At 57.6% G+C, this 17327-nt stretch carries 15 protein-coding genes; 7 read left to right on the top strand and 8 right to left on the bottom strand.

Annotation, left to right across the window (positions count from 1 at the left end; all coding sequences use genetic code 11):
• The first annotated feature begins 117 nt into the window (after positions 1-117).
• Both MU553_RS21995 and MU553_RS21990 read left to right on the top strand, forming a co-directional pair.
• Entirely contained in the window at positions 118-657 is a 540-nt protein-coding gene (locus MU553_RS21995; protein ID WP_345893429.1) for a DUF7342 family protein, read from the top strand.
• Between the two features lie 3 nt (positions 658-660).
• On the top strand, positions 661-1119 hold the full coding sequence (locus MU553_RS21990) for a hypothetical protein (RefSeq protein ID WP_247381663.1): 459 nt from the start codon (positions 661-663) through the stop codon (positions 1117-1119).
• Between the two features lie 257 nt (positions 1120-1376).
• Here the strand turns inward: MU553_RS21990 and MU553_RS21985 are convergent, their stop codons facing one another.
• From MU553_RS21985 to MU553_RS21960, 6 genes are all read right to left on the bottom strand, one after another.
• Positions 1377-3215, bottom strand: a complete 1839-nt coding sequence (locus tag MU553_RS21985) for a type IV secretory system conjugative DNA transfer family protein (RefSeq protein WP_247381661.1) — start codon at positions 3213-3215, stop codon at positions 1377-1379.
• A gap of 5 nt (positions 3216-3220) precedes the next feature.
• A complete protein-coding gene (locus MU553_RS21980; RefSeq protein ID WP_247381659.1) occupies positions 3221-3865 on the bottom strand; it encodes a relaxase/mobilization nuclease domain-containing protein in 645 nt (214 codons plus the stop codon).
• A 26-nt stretch (positions 3866-3891) separates the two neighbouring features.
• Positions 3892-4569, bottom strand: coding sequence for a hypothetical protein (locus MU553_RS21975; RefSeq protein WP_247381657.1), 678 nt, complete (start codon positions 4567-4569; stop codon positions 3892-3894).
• Between the two features lie 74 nt (positions 4570-4643).
• On the bottom strand, positions 4644-6104 hold the full coding sequence (locus MU553_RS21970) for an ATP-binding protein (RefSeq protein WP_247381655.1): 1461 nt from the start codon (positions 6102-6104) through the stop codon (positions 4644-4646).
• A gap of 334 nt (positions 6105-6438) precedes the next feature.
• Complete coding sequence (locus MU553_RS21965) at positions 6439-6918, bottom strand: toxin-antitoxin system TumE family protein (protein WP_247381653.1); 480 nt, start codon at positions 6916-6918, stop codon at positions 6439-6441.
• A gap of 3 nt (positions 6919-6921) precedes the next feature.
• On the bottom strand, positions 6922-7509 hold the full coding sequence (locus MU553_RS21960) for a DUF7342 family protein (RefSeq protein WP_247381722.1): 588 nt from the start codon (positions 7507-7509) through the stop codon (positions 6922-6924).
• A gap of 236 nt (positions 7510-7745) precedes the next feature.
• Here MU553_RS21960 and MU553_RS21955 point away from each other — a divergent pair, with 236 nt between their 5' ends.
• The 4 genes from MU553_RS21955 (at position 7746) to MU553_RS21945 (ending at position 12882) form a co-directional block, all read left to right on the top strand.
• Entirely contained in the window at positions 7746-8678 is a 933-nt protein-coding gene (locus MU553_RS21955) for a transcription initiation factor IIB (RefSeq protein WP_247381652.1), read from the top strand.
• Positions 8679-8915: 237 nt separating this feature from the next.
• Positions 8916-9050: a hypothetical protein gene (locus tag MU553_RS23700; protein WP_282594424.1), complete on the top strand. Its 135-nt coding sequence runs from the start codon at positions 8916-8918 to the stop codon at positions 9048-9050.
• Positions 9034-10290: an RNA-guided endonuclease InsQ/TnpB family protein gene (locus MU553_RS21950; protein ID WP_247381651.1), complete on the top strand. Its 1257-nt coding sequence runs from the start codon at positions 9034-9036 to the stop codon at positions 10288-10290. The genes MU553_RS23700 and MU553_RS21950 overlap by 17 nt, the downstream gene beginning before the upstream one ends.
• A 1242-nt stretch (positions 10291-11532) precedes the next feature.
• Positions 11533-12882 (top strand): hypothetical protein, encoded by a 1350-nt coding sequence (locus tag MU553_RS21945; protein WP_247381650.1) that lies wholly within the window; start codon positions 11533-11535, stop codon positions 12880-12882.
• Between the two features lie 193 nt (positions 12883-13075).
• Here the strand turns inward: MU553_RS21945 and lrp are convergent, their stop codons facing one another.
• Complete coding sequence (gene lrp / locus MU553_RS21940) at positions 13076-13531, bottom strand: HTH-type transcriptional regulator Lrp (RefSeq protein WP_247381649.1); 456 nt, start codon at positions 13529-13531, stop codon at positions 13076-13078.
• Positions 13532-14187: 656 nt separating this feature from the next.
• On the opposite strand from lrp, the gene MU553_RS21935 reads away from it, so the two are divergent.
• Entirely contained in the window at positions 14188-15228 is a 1041-nt protein-coding gene (locus MU553_RS21935) for an ATP-binding protein (protein ID WP_247381648.1), read from the top strand.
• A 399-nt stretch (positions 15229-15627) separates the two neighbouring features.
• Here the strand turns inward: MU553_RS21935 and MU553_RS21930 are convergent, their stop codons facing one another.
• A complete protein-coding gene (locus tag MU553_RS21930; protein ID WP_247381647.1) occupies positions 15628-17199 on the bottom strand; it encodes an ATP-binding protein in 1572 nt (523 codons plus the stop codon).
• Between the last annotated feature and the right edge of the window lie 128 nt (positions 17200-17327).

The raw sequence follows: 17327 nt of genomic DNA, 5'->3' as shown, positions 1-17327 counted from the left end.
ACGCGCAGGAGCCAGGCGAGGTGTTCGACGGCGGTCCTGCAGGACAAGGAAATACGACATTTCGATATAAAGCCAATCGCCTCAACTTATATTAAGATACAGCGCGAACTGTGTTGTATGACCGAAGACGAATCGAACTCAGAGGGCCTGATGGAACGCCAGACGACGGGGGAAGACCGCGTGCGGATGGTCGCCCGGCAGCTATCGGAGCCGCAGACGGCAAACTGGATCGCCTCTGAAGCGGGCTGGTCACACGAACCAACCAAACGCGTCCTCGAACGTCTCGTCGACGATGGAATCCTCCATCGCGACGAAACTGGCACCCACACGACGTATTACCCTGATTACCGACGCCAGGCGATGCAGGAGGCGATGCGTCTTCGAGACAGCGGGCACACTGTCGAGGAGCTCACGGATCGTCTCGCCGATATGAAGACGCAGATCCGCGACTGGGAGGACGAATTCGACGTTGAGTCACCGAACCAGCTTCGCGGGACGCTCGCTGACGAGTCTCTTGACGCAGACGAGGAAGACCGTCGCCGTGAGATTGCCCACGAGTGGGAGCACCTTCAACGGCGTCTCCAGATTGTTGGCTTCGCAATCCGTGAATGGGACTTCCTCGCCCCGACGAACGAACCCGTTGAGGCCAGTGGATAACAGATGTCGGTCCCGCATCCCGGTGGTGACCCGAACGCGAATCTCTACGCCCAGCTGAAGCGGGACGTCCTTGATCGTGTGCCACAGATTACGGCAGTAGAGTACGTTCCTGACGATATCGAGGCGAAGCAGCTGCGAGCAGTTTTCGATCCGGCCCGCCTTGACCCTCCTACAGGCCCTGATTCACCGGAACTGACCGTCAAGTGGTATCGGCAGCAGCCACACGATTGGTTCCGAATCAACTACACTGACCCGAACACGGGCTTTCACGCTGGCTGGCATCAGGACGAGGATCATCCCGATCTGGGACGGGCGCATTTCCAGTACGCAGTCGCCGATACCGAGGACCGGTGGGGCATCACGTTCGAACACGAGACTCCTTCTCTGATCCTCTGGGAAATCGTCGAAGAACTCCTCGAGGACGTTCGTCTGACCTATCAATACGCAAACGAGGAACCATGACGCTTGGAAATTAGGCAGTAACAGCGTAAGCTACGCTAGATCCACATCTTCTGCGAGTACAGGTACTGAACTGCCTGTTTGTCTCCCCCGAGGCGGGTGAGGCAACCAATCATGAGTACTGACGACACTCCGCCCGAGGACCAGTCCGACAAGCAATCCCCGATCCAAACCGAAGACATCGCGAGGCAACATCGACACGCACAGGAGTCAGGTGAGGTGTTCGACGGGGGACCTGCAGGACTACTATAGTCCTCCTCCTACCACGCATCCGAGGCGGCCATTCCTTCGTCATCATCGTCGAAGACCTCATCGGGAAGGACATCTTCGCGCGTGCGAATCTCCATGCCCTCACTGTCGGCATCTGCGTCAGTCTCGTCAGCGTCGTTGAGGTCCTCGTCGAGTCGATGCCGATGACCGATAGCGTTGTCCAGGCGCTCCCGGACGGTATCGAGGTGCTCAATCTTCCCCTGCCACCACTTCGTGCGGGATTTGACGATGCAGTCGCCCGTGTCGAACTCTTTGAGCGTCCCGGAAGTGAACGGGGTGCGATCCTTCTCTTCGTAGGCTCGTCGTTTCGAGGCGCGTCGGCCCTCGTGTTCTTTGCCCGACCGGGTGTAGGATTCTCGGACGACCGACTCGCGTACTTCGCCGACCTCGTCCTGGATGAACTCGGCGGTATCGCTATCACCAGGTGAGAAGTAGATCCCCTGGGGACAGTTCCCGAGGACGCCGGAGGGCTTGCTGTACGTCTCTTCGAGCTGGCCGATGGTCTGGACGCCGATAATCGCCTGGGTCCGCTCGGCACGGCCCCTGGCGGTGAGGTTCGGTAACTGTGTCAGTTCGGGAAGCTGATCGATCTCGTCCAGCAGCCACACTGCTCGATTGTCGCTGTCGAGCGCATACCGGATGCCCCAGTCGAGCAGGAGCTGGAACATCGGTCCGAGTGTCTCCATCTCCGTGGGGTTAGAGTCGATGATCAGTGCCCGACCGTCCGGATTTGCGATGTACTCGCGGAGTGAGAAGTCCCCGTTCTCGGCGAAGTCGCCGACAAATACCGGGTCGACGTGTTCCTGGAGCGTCTGATAGACGTTCGGGGCTGTCTTCCCGCTCTCGGGGTCGAGATGCGTCGCTTTCGAATGGAGTTCCGGCCGTCGGCGCAGGACGTGATAGATGTCTTCGGGGTCCTGCTGCAGAAACGAGACGATATCGTCGTGGCCGGGCGTCTCGATGTCGTCGTGTTCCTGGGCCTCACGATAGAGGTAGCGTAACGAAGCTTCGAAGACGTGCTGTGCAGGACCGTGGAATGGGTTGTGCCCCGACGGCTCGCCGAACAACGCGCTGGCAATCTCCGTGAACTCCCGTTCGTTCTCGATGTCCTCGAACAGGTTCCAGTGGACGTCACTGTCCTCGACGCCGATCCGGAGGACCTCAAAGCCCAGTTCGTCGTAGAACTGCTGGAAGTCATCGGCGTAGTCATGGGCGATAACGGCCGTGCCCCGATCGTAGGGGAGTTGATACGCGAGCAGTTCCATTGCTGAGGTCTTCCCGCTGCCAGTCTCGCCGATCAGCGCCGTCGAGACGTCTTGCTCGAACCGCGGTGGAAGTTCTGCGTTCGGATCTTTGTCTTCGGTGTTCGCAAACGGGACCAGAAACTCGTCGTCGCCACAGCTGTAGACGCCGCGGACGCCGAGCAGTTCCGGCGCACCGCGACGGAGATATTCACTACAGAGGATCAAGACTGTGACACCGAGATAGATCCCGGACCCACCGAGATCGGACACGATCGGAAACGAGAGCCCCGGGATCGCACCCAGCACGACCGCCACACCAGTCATCGCCGGCGCGGCGAGGTGTGCAAACGGAATTAGCGCGAGCGTCCAATACGCCCCGGCCAGCACTGCCGGTGCGAACACCATCACCCCGATCACCAGGTAGGCAGCATACACCCACCGCCAGCGCCAGTACCGCTGGCGCCAGGGGAGTTCCCGGTTGATGAACTGCGCCGGCACGAACAGCCAGCAAAGAACCACCAGGACCGGCGTGATTTTTCGATGGAGGAGGTCTTCTTGGGACTCTGCGGACTTGTCGGTGCTCATGTGTGTTACCGACCACCACGGCTCCGGTCATGGCCACGGTCCCGGTCGGGATGCTGTTCCCGGTCGGTCGAGGACGTCGTGCCTGTGTGGTCTCGCTGGGGGGTCTGTTCGCGCTGGCTCTGTTGTTCGGGGTCGAGAGCGATCTGGAGGGCTCGCTGTTCGCGTTCCTGTTCGGACTCTGCAAGGGTCTCACGCCCGGCAGCCTTCTCAGGGGCGCGCGCTTGCAGCATCGTCGGTTCTTGGAATTGCTCGCGAGCGATTTCCCGGAGGTAGGTGATGTCGTGTTTATCCATCCCGAGATCCTGTTCCGGCCCGGTCATGGCGACGTGTGCGTGCGGATTTTCGTGGTCGGCATGGATCGCGTAGACGTACTCCGTCGCGAGACGGTCATCCGAGCGGAAGGCGCTCATCGTTCTGCGAGTCCCCCGGTCAAGTTCTTGCTCGTTGTATGCGGCGTCGGGATCTGGCGAGAGAATGAGATGCCGTTCCATCCCGTGTTCCTCACTGCGTTCGACGAAGGCGGTGATCTGCTCGGGTTCGAGTTCCCGACCGGTGTGATCTTTGAGTGCGACCTTCTCGTCGTTGTCCCGACTCATGTACTCGACGAGATCCTGTGCGCCCCCGCGCTGAAAATCGGTTTTCGCCATCATGGATATGCAGGTACAGGGTATGGTGCTCAAATGTCCCAGTCACGGTCGATGTAGACGTCATCGTCGTCGTCGCTCTCTTCTTCTTCCTCGTCGTCGGTTGGCTTCCACCACGGCTCGTCGCCGGCCTCGTCGTCGGCGTCCGCTGCCGGTGAGTCAGCTGACACAGAGTCATCAGCCTGCGTCTCGGTGTCGTCGTCGGTCTTCCAAGTGTCGTCCGCTGGCTTGGCAGTCTCTGCAGCCGAGTCGGACTGGGTTGCTGTGCTGGTGTCGTCCGTCTGCGTGGCCTTTGCCTGCTGCGTCGCTGGCTCACCGAGCGCATCAGGGTCGATCCCAGCTTTGACGAGGTCTTCACGGAGCCGGCGTGCGGCGTCAGTCATTGCTTCTTTGCGCTGGGCAGCGCCAGCGTCGGTTTTCAGTAGCTCCCAGAGCGCGATGGTGTGCAGGGCCGTTTTCTGTTGGGTCTGTCTGATATCCTCGGCCGCGTCTTCGATCTCGTCGCGAGCGAGTCCGACCAGTTCTTCGAGCCGTTGTTCGACCGCGAGTTCCTCGTTTTTGTCGGCGAACAACTCCCCCTGGAGATGCTGACTGAGAATATCCTGGCAGTAGGCTGAGAGCGTCATCTCCGCATCGTCTGCCCGCTGCTGGAGGCGCTCTTTCTGTTCCGCCGTGGCATAAATCGCGATCCGGGTATCTTTCTTCGCCATGCTGTCTTTGCCTATTATTTCGGGCAGTAACAGACAAGAAATTAACTAATGCAGCAGACGGCGACTGCTGGGTGTCAGGTATCGCTCGTCAACGCGGTGCGCAGGTCAGTCTCTGTGATCGTATCACGGCCGTTGGCTGCGGCATTGTACGCAGCTTCGTCGACGGTCGCGCCGATATCGGCGGCCGAGTACCCGTCGGTCGCGGCCGCAACCCGATCGAGTGTCGCTTCCTGCACGCTGTGCTGTCGCTGGGAGAGCTGTGCTACGAGGACAGCCCGGCGCTGGGTTTGGTCGGGCATTCCAATCTCCAACTTGAGGTCGATCCGACCACTCCGGGTTGCAGCATCGTCAAGCTCCGTGACGTTGTTGGTTGCCCCGATGACGACCACGTCGGTTGTCGAGGGGATCGACGGGTCGTCGTACATCTCTGCGGTGGAGAGTTCCAGATAGCGGAGGAACTCGTTGACGACCTTGTCGTCCTCGCGGTGTTGGCTGAGACTCGCCCCACGGGTGGGAAGTACCGAGTCGATCTCGTCGATGAAGACGATGGCACCGCCATGCTCGCGGGAGAGATGGTGGGCTTCCGTAAACAGTTGGGCGACTTGCTCAGCAGATTGATTAATCCACTTTGAGAGGAGATTCCCTCCCGAGATCGAGAGCGATGGCAGGTCGGTCTGGCCCATCATGGCCTTCGCGAGGTGGGACTTGCCGGTGCCCGGTGGCCCATAGAGGAGGACGTTCGACGGCGTGAGGTCAAGCTTCTCGTACTGCTCGGCGTTGCCGACGAGCGGTCGGAGAACCTTGCGTGACAGCTCTTTCTTCTCGTGTGTGAAGCCGCCGACATCGGCGTAGGTGACCGACGAGCCGAATTGCCAGTCGAACTCGTAGTCCGTGCCAGTGTCTGGCGACTGCTCCTCCTGCTGGGGCTGGGTGCCAGTGTGTGAGTCGGTTTTGCCGGTGGTCTGCGTCTGGTGGCTGTCGCGGGATTCGCTCGTATGAGCGGGTTGTGACTGCGGCTCGCTCGATGTACTGCTTCGCGAGTGGCTCGAACGGTCAGACTGTTCGCTCTCGTTGGAATTAGATGCTGTTGGGAGCATCTGGCCGACGTACCCGACTCGCTCCCGAATGGAGCGGTGCTGGGCATCATATCGTGGGTCGAAATACGAAGGCACAAGTTTGGCTTCAAGGGGGAGCGCCAGGGCGACGAGTGCCGGTAGAGCGAGAACTGGCAGGATCAACGCCGGGGCCATCGTGTCCGGCGTGGCGTCGATCGGCGCGACTATCGTGTAGATGGTCTCGATGGGTGCACCATAGGACACCGCTGGCAGCGAGACCCAGGGGAGATACAGCAGACTCCCGAGGCCCATCCCTGCGAGGAAGGTGACCGGCTGTGTTGTCCAGACACGTGTCTGGAAGTGGTAGGCAGCGATCTTACGAAAGCTACGCTCGGTGGCGTAGAGGAGTGCGAGTGGCCCGCCAAGCAGGAGGACAACGCTCCCAAGGCCGATGCCGATTGCTTGCTGTCCGAGCAGCATGCCAATGCCGGCAATCAGTACGAGGACTAACAATCCAAGGTGAACGAGTACGTATGTTCCAACACAGAGAGCGAGCCCGGCCAGGAGGACTGCCCCGAAGTGGCTCGACAGGGGAATCAGACTGAGGTACGCGACGAGACGACGTACGAGGTGGCGGTGATGGACCATGGCAATTCGAGAAATACGCTCTCTTCCCCGATTTATTCCCATAGTTCTATCTTAGTAAATAAAAATGTTATCGGCGGCTAAATATGGTCTCGAAAGACGTGTATTCCCTCGCTGTGGCGAGCGAGTCAACCAGCGGACGCTGGCAGAAACAGACACGTTAAGGTGTTCATGGTGGGTTACTGCTCGCATTGAGTGGGGTCAGAGAGTGACTTTGATAGGCTGTCCGCCACAGTTTGAGGACGGCTCTGGTAACGAGTATTTCTGGCGACTGCTTGATGCACGATTCTTCGACGTCGTTTGGGTCGGATGATGCGTCCGGCGGTGGATGATAGTGCTCAAGACCGGGAACATGGATGAAATCGTCATCGTGTGGATGCCGGCCCCATCGGACGTTCACGTCGAGCGAGTCGGTGTAGTGGTACTTGTAGTCATTTTGTGTGGTCCACTGCACGTCGAGCCGAGCTGACTCTGCATCCACCAAGCCATCGGCAAGTTCCACTTCGAGAACTGATGGACTCAGCACGTCATCGAGGTGTGCTGAGGCAAGCGGTTCTTCATCGGTAATCAGATCACGAATCGCGATCAGTGCCGGTCTGTCGATTGCACCTCGGAGTGAATGCGACTCAGATGCCTGTGTTCCACCCATAAATTACGATGGTGACGCTTCTGGGGGCGACTGAGAGTCGTCAGTGACGAATTTCTGCGCATTTGCGATCGAGAGGGCAGCGTTCGCGAACGCGAGATTGCGACGCGTCGTTTTCCAGTCTTGTAGGGCCTCCTCGTCGACCGCCGCGTGATCGCCTGTCTCGGACAGTACCTCATTCGTGCGGGCGACTGAGAGTTCGTCTGGTGACTCGACGCCGAACTGCTCTTGATAGGATCGAACGTCCTTGCGCAGTTCTGTAATGCGCTCGCGCAGTTCATCGGGCGGGACTTCCGACAGGATGTCGGCAGCCTGCTCGACGACGAGTGACTCCGACGACCGCCGATAGTGTGTCCCGCCGGTGTCACCCGTCGACGTCGTCACGAACCCTTCGTCACGGAGTGTTTCGAGATGCTTTCGAGCAGTTTTGGGGGATGTCCGAGCGGTGTCTGCCACAGTCTCGGCTGAGACTGGGGTGTACGTTCGACTGATTACCGTTCGGACTCGCTCGTATGGTGTCGTCTGAGCCTCCCACTCCGTCCCGACCTGTTCATTGACGTCATCGAATGGCTCTGGAGGAGGTGCGTCAGTCATGATTTCCTCTACATCGCTCAGAAATATAGGTCTTTGGTAGAGTACCATATTACGGAAGAGTGAATGCTGATTTCATTTTCAAGTTACTTCAGATAGACGTGTACATGGTATCGTAACGTCAGAACGCATGTCTGGACGTGGGATTTTCATTAACCAACAGAGGATCTTCCAGGCTTCATGTGTTGGTTAAACATTTCGATTGTGATAGTTTGTGCCCCCAGGTGGCTGAGGCATCCATGAGTCACAGCCCATCGCAGCGGCACCGAAGCGTCTCGAAGACAACTGATCTGCAGGGAGAGTACGATTGTCCCGAGTGTCGGGGCTCGCTCGTTACCGATGGTAGCGAAACACGGTGTCAAGAATGTGGGTTAGTCGTCGACGAGCAGCAGATCGACTACGGGCCGGAGTGGCGGTCGTTCGAGGACGGTGATGACCGGGCTCGAATTGGGGCACCGCTTACGCAGGCTCGGCACGACCGCGGGCTCTCGACGACGATCGGGCGCGGGCACAATGCAACGGACAACTCACTGTCCGCCCGGAAGCGACGACAGCTCGCTCGGCTGCGGCGCGAACACGCACGAGCGCAGGCCGCGTCGAAGGCCGACCGGAACCTCAGAAGTGGACTCGGCGAGATCGCGCGGATTGTCTCGGCACTGGGCCTCGCTCGCAGTGCTCGCGAGCAGGCCAGTCAGCTCTTTCGGACAGCACAGCGCGAGAATCTCCTGGTCGGGCGGTCCATCGAAGGGGTCGCAGCGGCCTCCGTGTACGCGGTGTGTCGGCTTACCGGCCTCTCCCGGTCACTTGATGAGGTCGTTGCAGTCGCCCAGAGACAGCGTGGACAGGTCGCAAACTGCTATAACGTGTTGAATCAGGAACTTGATCTTCCGGTCCCACCACGACGGGCAGAGGAGTTCGTTCCGAGTCTCGCGTCGGCGGTTGGGCTGCCGATGACGGTCGAGCGCCAGGCGAGCCAGATCGCCGCCGAGGCCGACGACCAGGGCGTCGCCTGTGGCAAAGATCCATGTGGGGTGGCGGCGGCCTGTCTGAAGGTTGCGGCCGACGAGCAGGGCCTGTCCGTGACCCAGGCGACGGTCGCCGACGCGGCGGACGTCTGTATTCCCACTGTCCGCGCTGGCCAACGGGCGATTCAGGCGATGCTGGATCGGTGATCACGACAGGGCAGTTTGTTCCTCCCCAGTCGAGTGGAGGATTTGATCATCTTAATTCAGCGCGGAAACCCCGCCTTTCCGTGAGTGAGGAGTATTCCGACACCTGTCGGAACCGAGGAACGAACAGGGCGGGGAGGAAGCGCGTCTGGCTGGGAATCAACTGCACTTTTAGCTATTCTTAAATACCAAAAACATATTTTTCACTTTAACAAAACATAACTATTACTGTGGAGAAAGATGTATACTATCGAACGCGGAAGTGACCTTTACCAGCGCGTCAAAGCGTATTCGCAGGAGAACAGCATTCGCCACCTCCGCGCCTACCGCGAACTGATCGAGAAAGGACTCGCAGCCGATGGCAACAGCGACTAAAACACTCCAGGCTACGCTTGCGCCCCCGACAGCCCACAAAGAGCACAAGCTTCAGGAGACGCTATCGGCCTACCGGAAGGCACTACACGAGTCGTTCAACGCCGGCTGTGAAACGCAAAATGCGGTTAACGATATCGTAACGTCCTACAATCTTAGCAGCTACGCCAAAGACGCGCTCAAAAACTACGTCCCTGGACTGGTCGATGACGCCGACGAACTCGACGACGACCACCCCGCCCGATTCACCGAGCGGGGCTTCAGCCTGGATCACAACCCAAAGAACACTATCGAGTGGTACGTCAAAATTCCACATCACGAAGACTACCACCTCTGGCTTCCTGTGCGGATCAACCCTGCACAACAAGAGCTGTGGCACGATCTACTCGACGAAACTGCCGACGTGGGACAGTTTCGCCTCCAGCGTCATGGAACGACCTGGGAATTGCACGTCACAGTCGACTCCGAGGTGGCGGAATCGGACTATGAAGCTACTGACAAAGAAGTAACACCAGTCGGCTTCGACATTGGCGAAGCACACCTGCTCGCGGGCTGTGCCTGCGAGCAGGGCGCTCCGACCGACCCATTGCTTATCAACGGTGGCCGCGCTCGCCACCTCCGCAAAGAGATGTTCACGACACTCAAGCGCCTCCAGGAGCGCGATGCAGCCCAGTGGCGGATTGACGACCGATTCGACCACTACCTGAACGCACTCACTGACATCATCGAGAAAGCGTCTCGGCAGGCTGTCGAGTACGCTCAACGCTTCGAGAAGCCAGTCGTTGTGCTGGAAGACCTCGCAGACATCCGTGAAGACCTCGATTACGGAGTATGGATGAACCGCCGGTTACACGCCTGGGCGTTCGCTCGGCTCCAACAGCGTATCGAGGACAAGGCACGAGAGGCTGGTATCCTGGTCGAATACGTCGAACCAGCCTACACGAGTCAGATCTGCCACGAGTGCGGCCACGTCGGGTATCGGAACGGCGACGAGTTTCGGTGTACGAACGACGAGTGTTGGGTCACGGAGTACCACGCAGACATCAACGCGGCGGTCAACATCGCTGACCGCCATGACCCGTGGGGTGAGAGCCTGCCGCTGAAACCGGCGGGCGATGACATCCTTCGGGATGGGAGCGCCTGTGACAGCGCCAGGACCCACCACGAGACGAGCTTACCACAGCAGATGAGTCTCTCGGCCTACCAGTCCACCGGGTCGGAACCCACTGCCAGCTTCGAGTAACTGCTTCGCTGGCATTCCCATGATGGGAAGCCGCGCCGTCGCCGGGCTTCGCCCGGCTGCTTGAGGGATCTTCGATCCCTCTCCGTTGACGACGCGGAGGATGTCACGATGGGGCTGCGTGTCGCGCCTGTGGCCGCGGTGATGCCGTCGCGTCACGCTCCCGGCGTGCATACGATACGACGGTCAAGTACCACGTCTGCCGGCGCTGTGAGGCATACGGGGCATCGCTGCTCCGAGCCAGACCCGGTAGGGCAGCGTTGGTGCGTTCGCTTGGCGACGTCCAGATCTTTGACCTTTCCGACGCTGTCAACGCTCGCTTCCGTGGTACCTTTTGACATCTTCCCGTCTTGAGTACCCCCTGTCCCATGGGAAGCGAGTAGTGGTAGTTCTCCTACGCCTCTGACTTGTTTGACTCCGTGTAGTTCCAGTTAGGAGTCCCACGCTGGATCCTGGGTTAGCTTATGTGCGGAACAGGTGCAATACCACGCCGTTCACGGCGTGGATACGCGCCGTCACTCCGTGGAAGAGACCACCGCTCAAATGCCCACCCCGAGTTTCCCATGGTGCCGTTTAAGTGACAGGCCGCCGTATTAGAGCGTAGGAATCGGGTGGCACGGATCGGATTCCGTCCCGTCCTTCGGAGGTGGCCTGTCCACCCGCGTAATGAGACAATATCCGAAATGGCAGTCAGTGAACGCACATTCCAGAAGAGTGTGTCTGTGCCAACTGCTCAACACACGAACGACGATACCCCCGACTCTGCTGACGCCTGCTGGCGCCCCCGTGGCACAAACAACACTGGGACGCCGTAGACGGCCGAGGATAGGGGTACCGGCGGCTTGGCACTGCCAGCAGTCCACCACATCGACGTTGTGGGACTACCCGTGCCCGAAAGATGTGGTAGTCCGGTGACTGGACTGCACACCTGAAACTCCCACCGCTCGGGATTCCTCCGCGTTTACGCGGAGGAGGATGTCAATTCAGGTGCTCAGCCTTTCCCTCAAGGAATTGCCGATGGCGGAGAGTAGGCAGGGGAGTTCACTTTGGCTGTATGTGTAGTTTGGTTTTCCGAGTGTCCGCTTCCTCCACGGGGTCAAGCCCCGTGGCGTCCACCCCGTACCACCTGTGAACGGGGTTTCGTGGGGTTTTGCAACCCAGGACGATGCTTTTTAAGAATATACCAATATAATATACTTACTGAGCATTGCAGTTCACGGGTAAGCCCACCCGACTCCCTCCACCATGCCTCCATGCAACCGTCGTCGATTCCTCACGCTCGGCACCACAACAGTGGCCACAGCCCTTGCAGGCTGCTGGGGTACAACAGACAGCTTGACCTATGCTGACTGGATTCCGGCAACGGATGGTAGCATACTGACCGCATATCTCGATCTTACGATTTCCCAGAAATCATCACAGATTGATCCACTACTGCCCTTATTTCTCCCATCGAAGGACAGCTCAAGCGCCACTGGAGTTGCTCCGGACTTCTCTGCACTCAATCAGATCGACGAGCCATTGCTCAGGTTACCGCTCCAAACGGGTGGACAGCTCATTGGGGTGTCAGGTCTCTCACTGACTGCGTCCGGCCTCAGCTATCTAGTCGATCCGACGCAGCCAACAGAGGGAGTCACGGAACTGTTCCGAGTGAATGACACCGTCGTTGGAACGGGAACTATCGACGTTTCCAAAGCCGACGAGTCCCTCCGTGCTGGCCGCGAGGATTTCCTCGGTGAAATGAAATACGATGTCGTGAGCGAGGGTGGCAACTATACAATTTACCAACCAACACTAGATGTCACCGGGGCCGTTGCAGTGAGCGAGTCAGCTGTCCTGGTGTCTGATTCTCAACGAAAGGTTCAGACTGTCATCGAGACGTGGCAAGGTACCCACGATCGTGCTGTTGAGGAGAACGACACGGTGAAGTGGTTGTTCGATACGATCAGATCTGGAGACATGGTCGTCGGCTGGCTGGGGCCGGTCCACCTCCAAGATTTCTACTGGGAACGTATGGACGCGGAGCCGGCGACCGAGATCGTCTCACAAAAGGACGATGTCCTTTCATCTGTAACTTTTTCCCCCGAAGGTCGCAGGATAACTGCAGAACTGGCGCTCCAAGATGATGGCATAGCCAGTCTGACAGAACGTCAACTGCAGACGAAACTCGGCATCTCAGGTACCGAAACCGAGATGGCAATCGACGGAACGCGGTTGTCTGCAACGACCTCATACACGGACGATGATCTCGACATCGAGTATTTCGAACGCACGGAACCCACTCCGGAGACCACAGAGACTCCCCAGAAAAGCCCGTCTGAAGCTGCGGCCGACGCGATACCAGATAACGCATTCGAGTTTTCCCACGACGAGGACAAAGGGACAGTTCGCGTTACTTTCGCTAAGAAATTCGATGCGGACAAGGTGACGGTCAAAGCCGTCGAATCTGACAGTGAAGCCTCGACTACGACGCCGGACCCAGTCTCCTATCTCAACGTCTATCTCGCACCTGACGGTGACGAAGTCGTCGTGACTGTCACTGTGGATGGAGAGACATTCGAAGTCGCCCGAAAAGTATTCCCTTCGTCTCATTAGCAAAGACACATGCCCGCGCCGGTTTCCGGGAAAAATGGTCACGGAGGAGACTACTAGCGGTGGACCTCATCGGTCTGATCAGCCGACGGCAGAGGTACAGTGATATCGTCACTGTCGGAATGGATTCTCCTGGACGTCGAATCGACGTTCACAGGGGAAATTGCAAATGGCGTTGCCCCCTTGTCCGCTGGTTTCATTCGATATCAAGCGGGAACTGATCATGTTCGTTTGGGGCGTCAAGAACGACACTCGTGTTTGATTCGTTGATCTCGGGGTCACTGAGCAGGTCTTTAATCGTCGCGTTCATGTCATCTGTATCTGTGAACTTCCCGATAGCAATGATATCATGGTCGCCAGTCACCTCATAGACGCTCGTCATCTGCTGGTGGTTGCAAAGCGTCTGGGTGACGTCCACGAGTGCTGAGCCCTCCACTTTCAATTGCAAGATTGCCGTCACATCATACCCAAGCTGTTCGTAGTCGACCTGTGGCGAATAGCCCTGAATAACGCCAGTGTCTTCGAGTTCAGTGAGGTGATTCGAGATGGTAGTCACAGACACGTCAAGATCAGCAGCAAGGCTGCGGAGACTTGCCCGCCCGTCGCCGAGGAGCGCATTCACCAACTTCCGATCTAGGTTTTCATACGTCATAAGTCTCCTATAACTAACATCAATATTATAAGCTTGTGAAAGGGGCTTACTATGGTAGTGGGGCATCCGCCTGCCTTCCGATCACCTGTTGCTGTTACCGGTCTGAAGTGACATCCTCCGTGAAGCGTATCTCGAGTAAGAGAATAAATCAGAACGCGGCAGGGCTGCGCGTACGGTTCATAGAACGTGACGCGCGATCTCCCGCTGATCTATGCGGCTCTTTGGGGTATGTCTGGTCCGAAGTGGTGCGACCTGCTCATAGACGAACTGAGACCGGTGTTTTCACTCGAAACTCGGCGTGTGGACGTCTCGGCTGGGGGGTGGAAGCGGTGGCAGCAGTCGGGCAGTGCCAAGTGATGAACCGACTTCCGCTAGTGGGAACGCGCCATCGCGGCGCACTCAGGGCTCCAGACGATACTTGTATGAAAATTACGCCTGAATGGGGTTTTGGGACATGCAATCAAAATCAACTGGGATGCTCAGTCACTACACTTCCCGCATCGCCTCTGACTGGGTCCAACGGAACCCCTGTAGGTTTGATGCCACATTCTACCCCTGCCTAAGCAGTGACATGGTCTGCTTTACCCCCATCAGAAACGGTTTTACTGCTAAATCACACACAAATTATTTAAATATCACATGTGGCAATGTGAGGCATGGACTCTTTTAGTGGGGCCCAGATACCCACACTTCTTGACAATATCGATGCTGGGTTGCTGATGCATCATCTACAATCAGGCCGGATTCTAGATGTAAATGACCGAGCAGTGGAACTCATCGGCTACACGCGCGATGAATTTCGGCAGATGACGGTGGACGATTTCAGTGCTGACGCAGCTCACTATTCTCAGGACGAAGCGCTCCAACGCATCAGAGCTGCTGCGGATGCTCCCCAGCGGTTTGAATGGCAAATTCAACGAGCAAACGGAGAAATACGATGGGTCCAGGTACGACTGACGCAAGGTGTTCTTACCGACTCCGACCACGTGTTCGCTGAATTGCGTGATATCACGAGATACAAAACGCGAGAACGACAGCTCCGGCTAGTCAACCGCGTCATCCGGCATAACCTTCGCAACCAGATGAACGTCGTGATGGGACACGCCGAACATCTCAGTGCCGCTCTCGAAGCAGAAACTCTCGAACGAAAGGCAGCGTTGATCGTCGACGTCGCGGACGATGTCGGCTCACTCAACGAGACGATTCAGCAGATCGAAACGGTCGTCGATGGTGATTCCCTCGATCGAGAACCCAAGGGTCTCTGTGTCCTCGTTGATTCAGTGGTGTCGGAGTTTTGCGACCGATATCCGACTGTTGAACTCTCCGCTGACTGCGACTGCGAGGTGTGGGTCACCACTGATATGGAGGTTCAGTACGCGCTGGAACACGCCATCGAAAACGCAATCGAACATAATGACGCCGACAGCCCGACAGTGACTGTCTCTGTGTCTGCTCAGCCGGATACTGCAGGCGTAGCCGTCCAAGTAGCGGATAATGGGCCACCAATCCCGCAAATGGAAATTGACGCACTCGATCCGACCCTCGACACGACGAGCACCTACCACGGGAGTGGGATCGGCCTCTGGGTGATGGAGTGGGCGATGGAATCGCTCGGTGGAGAGCTTTCGTTTGAAGCGAACGAGCCGCGAGGAAATGTCATCTCGTTTCATCTGCCAACAACCGAGCCACCGACGTGACGGCCCTGGCGTCGCCCATCGGGGGTACCGGATCGAAAAATAGCGGCAGATATGCACATTCGGGCTAATTCAATCACGGATGTTCGGGAGACCGTCGTCTTTGCCAACGTCGTCGGGCGTGTCGCCTCCTACGCGTGACTCGCGTGGAGACTACCCGGTACCCGCACGTGTGACTGCAGGTACGATATCGATGTGAGTGGGTGCCTCCAACACTATAGTGGGAGGGGAGTGCCACAGGATAGAACTTGGGGTGGAGCCTTCACAGCAGATCACTGGCACTCCATCTCGAAGCGGGCGGCTAGTAGACTTAATACCACGTCAGATGCGCGTCTGACGGTTTGTGGGACAGTGTCCCGATTTGCACTGGGCTGTGGCAGCAGTATCTAGAGGTTGTGGTTGTCACTCGACGGTTTCGACGTTCGTAATCTCGAACCGTGCTCCCCCGTTTTCGCCGTCTGTGATCCGGATATCCCAGCCGTGGGCCTCAACGATCTCCTTGACAATACTCAGTCCGAACCCAGTCCCATCGTCGGCAGTCGTGTGGCCAGGTGCAAACACGTCATCGCGTTTGGCTTCGGGAATGCCGGGCCCCGTATCTTCGACGTAGAACCCATCATCGAGCGGCCCAACACGAATCGTGACCGCCTCCCCAGTATGTTCGACGGCATTCCGGATCAAGTTCTCAAAGAGATGTCGTGTTCGTCTGTTATCCGCTTGAATCGCTGTTTCAAGCAGATTCTCGAACGTCGCCTCTCCTGTGTCTACCACGTCCCAACATTGATCGACGAGAGACGGCAGATCCACGCGTTGGAGGTCGGTGACGACCCGACCATCGCGGGCCAGCGTCAATGTATCATCGATCATCGTCTCCATCCGCTCGTGCGCATCTGCAATTTTATCAGTATATGAGAGATCCTCAGTCTCGGAGACTGTCTCGGTGTACATCTGAGCGACGTTGAGCGGATTACGCAGGTCGTGGGACACAATGCTCGTAAAGCGGTCTAAGCGCTCGTTTTCACGTTCGAGTTTCTGATACTGTTCCTGCTGTTGCTGCTCAACGTTGAGTCCGTAAATCGCATGGGCAATCGTGTCGCCGAGTTCACTAAGCACTGCCTGTTCGCGCGCTTGAAATGCGGCCGGGCGGTCCGAGTAGATATTTAACACCCCATATCGTTCCTCGACAAGTTGGATCGGGATCGCAGCACTCGAGCGAAACCCGTACTCCAATGCTGTTGATCGCCATGGATCATACTGGGGATCTGTCCGAATCTGTTGAATGGTTTGGATCTCTCCTGACTGAATCGCCTGTGCCGTTGGTCCCTTGGATAGCGTCTCATCATCCATCGAGATCTCGATCGCATCTAGATACGAGTTAGCGACGCCAGCGGACGTCACTGGGATCACCGTCTCGGTGTCAGGGTCCAACACACCGACCCACGCAAACGTGTAGATCTCAGACGCTGCAAACTCGGCACAAATAGCATCGAAAAGTGCCTCCCGGTCCGGGGCTTTGACGACGTGTTCGTTGATCTGTCGGACAGTTTCGAGAATCCGTTTCGTGGTCTCGTGTTTTTCAAGCCACCGGCGTCGGCGGTCGTCATAATACCCAACAACGAGTCCACCAGTCGCTCCACCTGCCAGTGAATTCACGATCACATTGAATGAGTGGATAATAGTCACGCCGTGCGCCGCTTCATATTCAATGACGAGGACTGCCATCCCTGCTGCGCTGAGCATTCCTAACACCATCCATCCGACGAGCCGCCAGACAGAATCGACTGGCAGGTTGCCGGAACCAAGCATGCCACCCACACTAACGATTCCCAGGGAGAGGATGAGCGGTGGAACAACACCAAACAGGACACCCCGGGCCGGTTCGTTCGGGATGTGTGCCGCTGCAGACGCAATCGAAGCGAGGCCAACGCAAAGAATGATCGCAGATCCGAGGATTCGGGGGAAACGATCGTTCATCCGTGCTGTCCTTATTACAGTCTGCTAGCACCGACACAAGTATAAAAGAATTGATTAAAATTTAGTAAGGATAATCTGGCTGATTAGTTTTAATCACGGCAGCTCTCACGGTGATCTAGGGACAAATG

It is taken from the genome of Halorientalis brevis (assembly GCF_023077655.1).
This window is presented reverse-complemented; position numbering and strand designations above follow the sequence as displayed.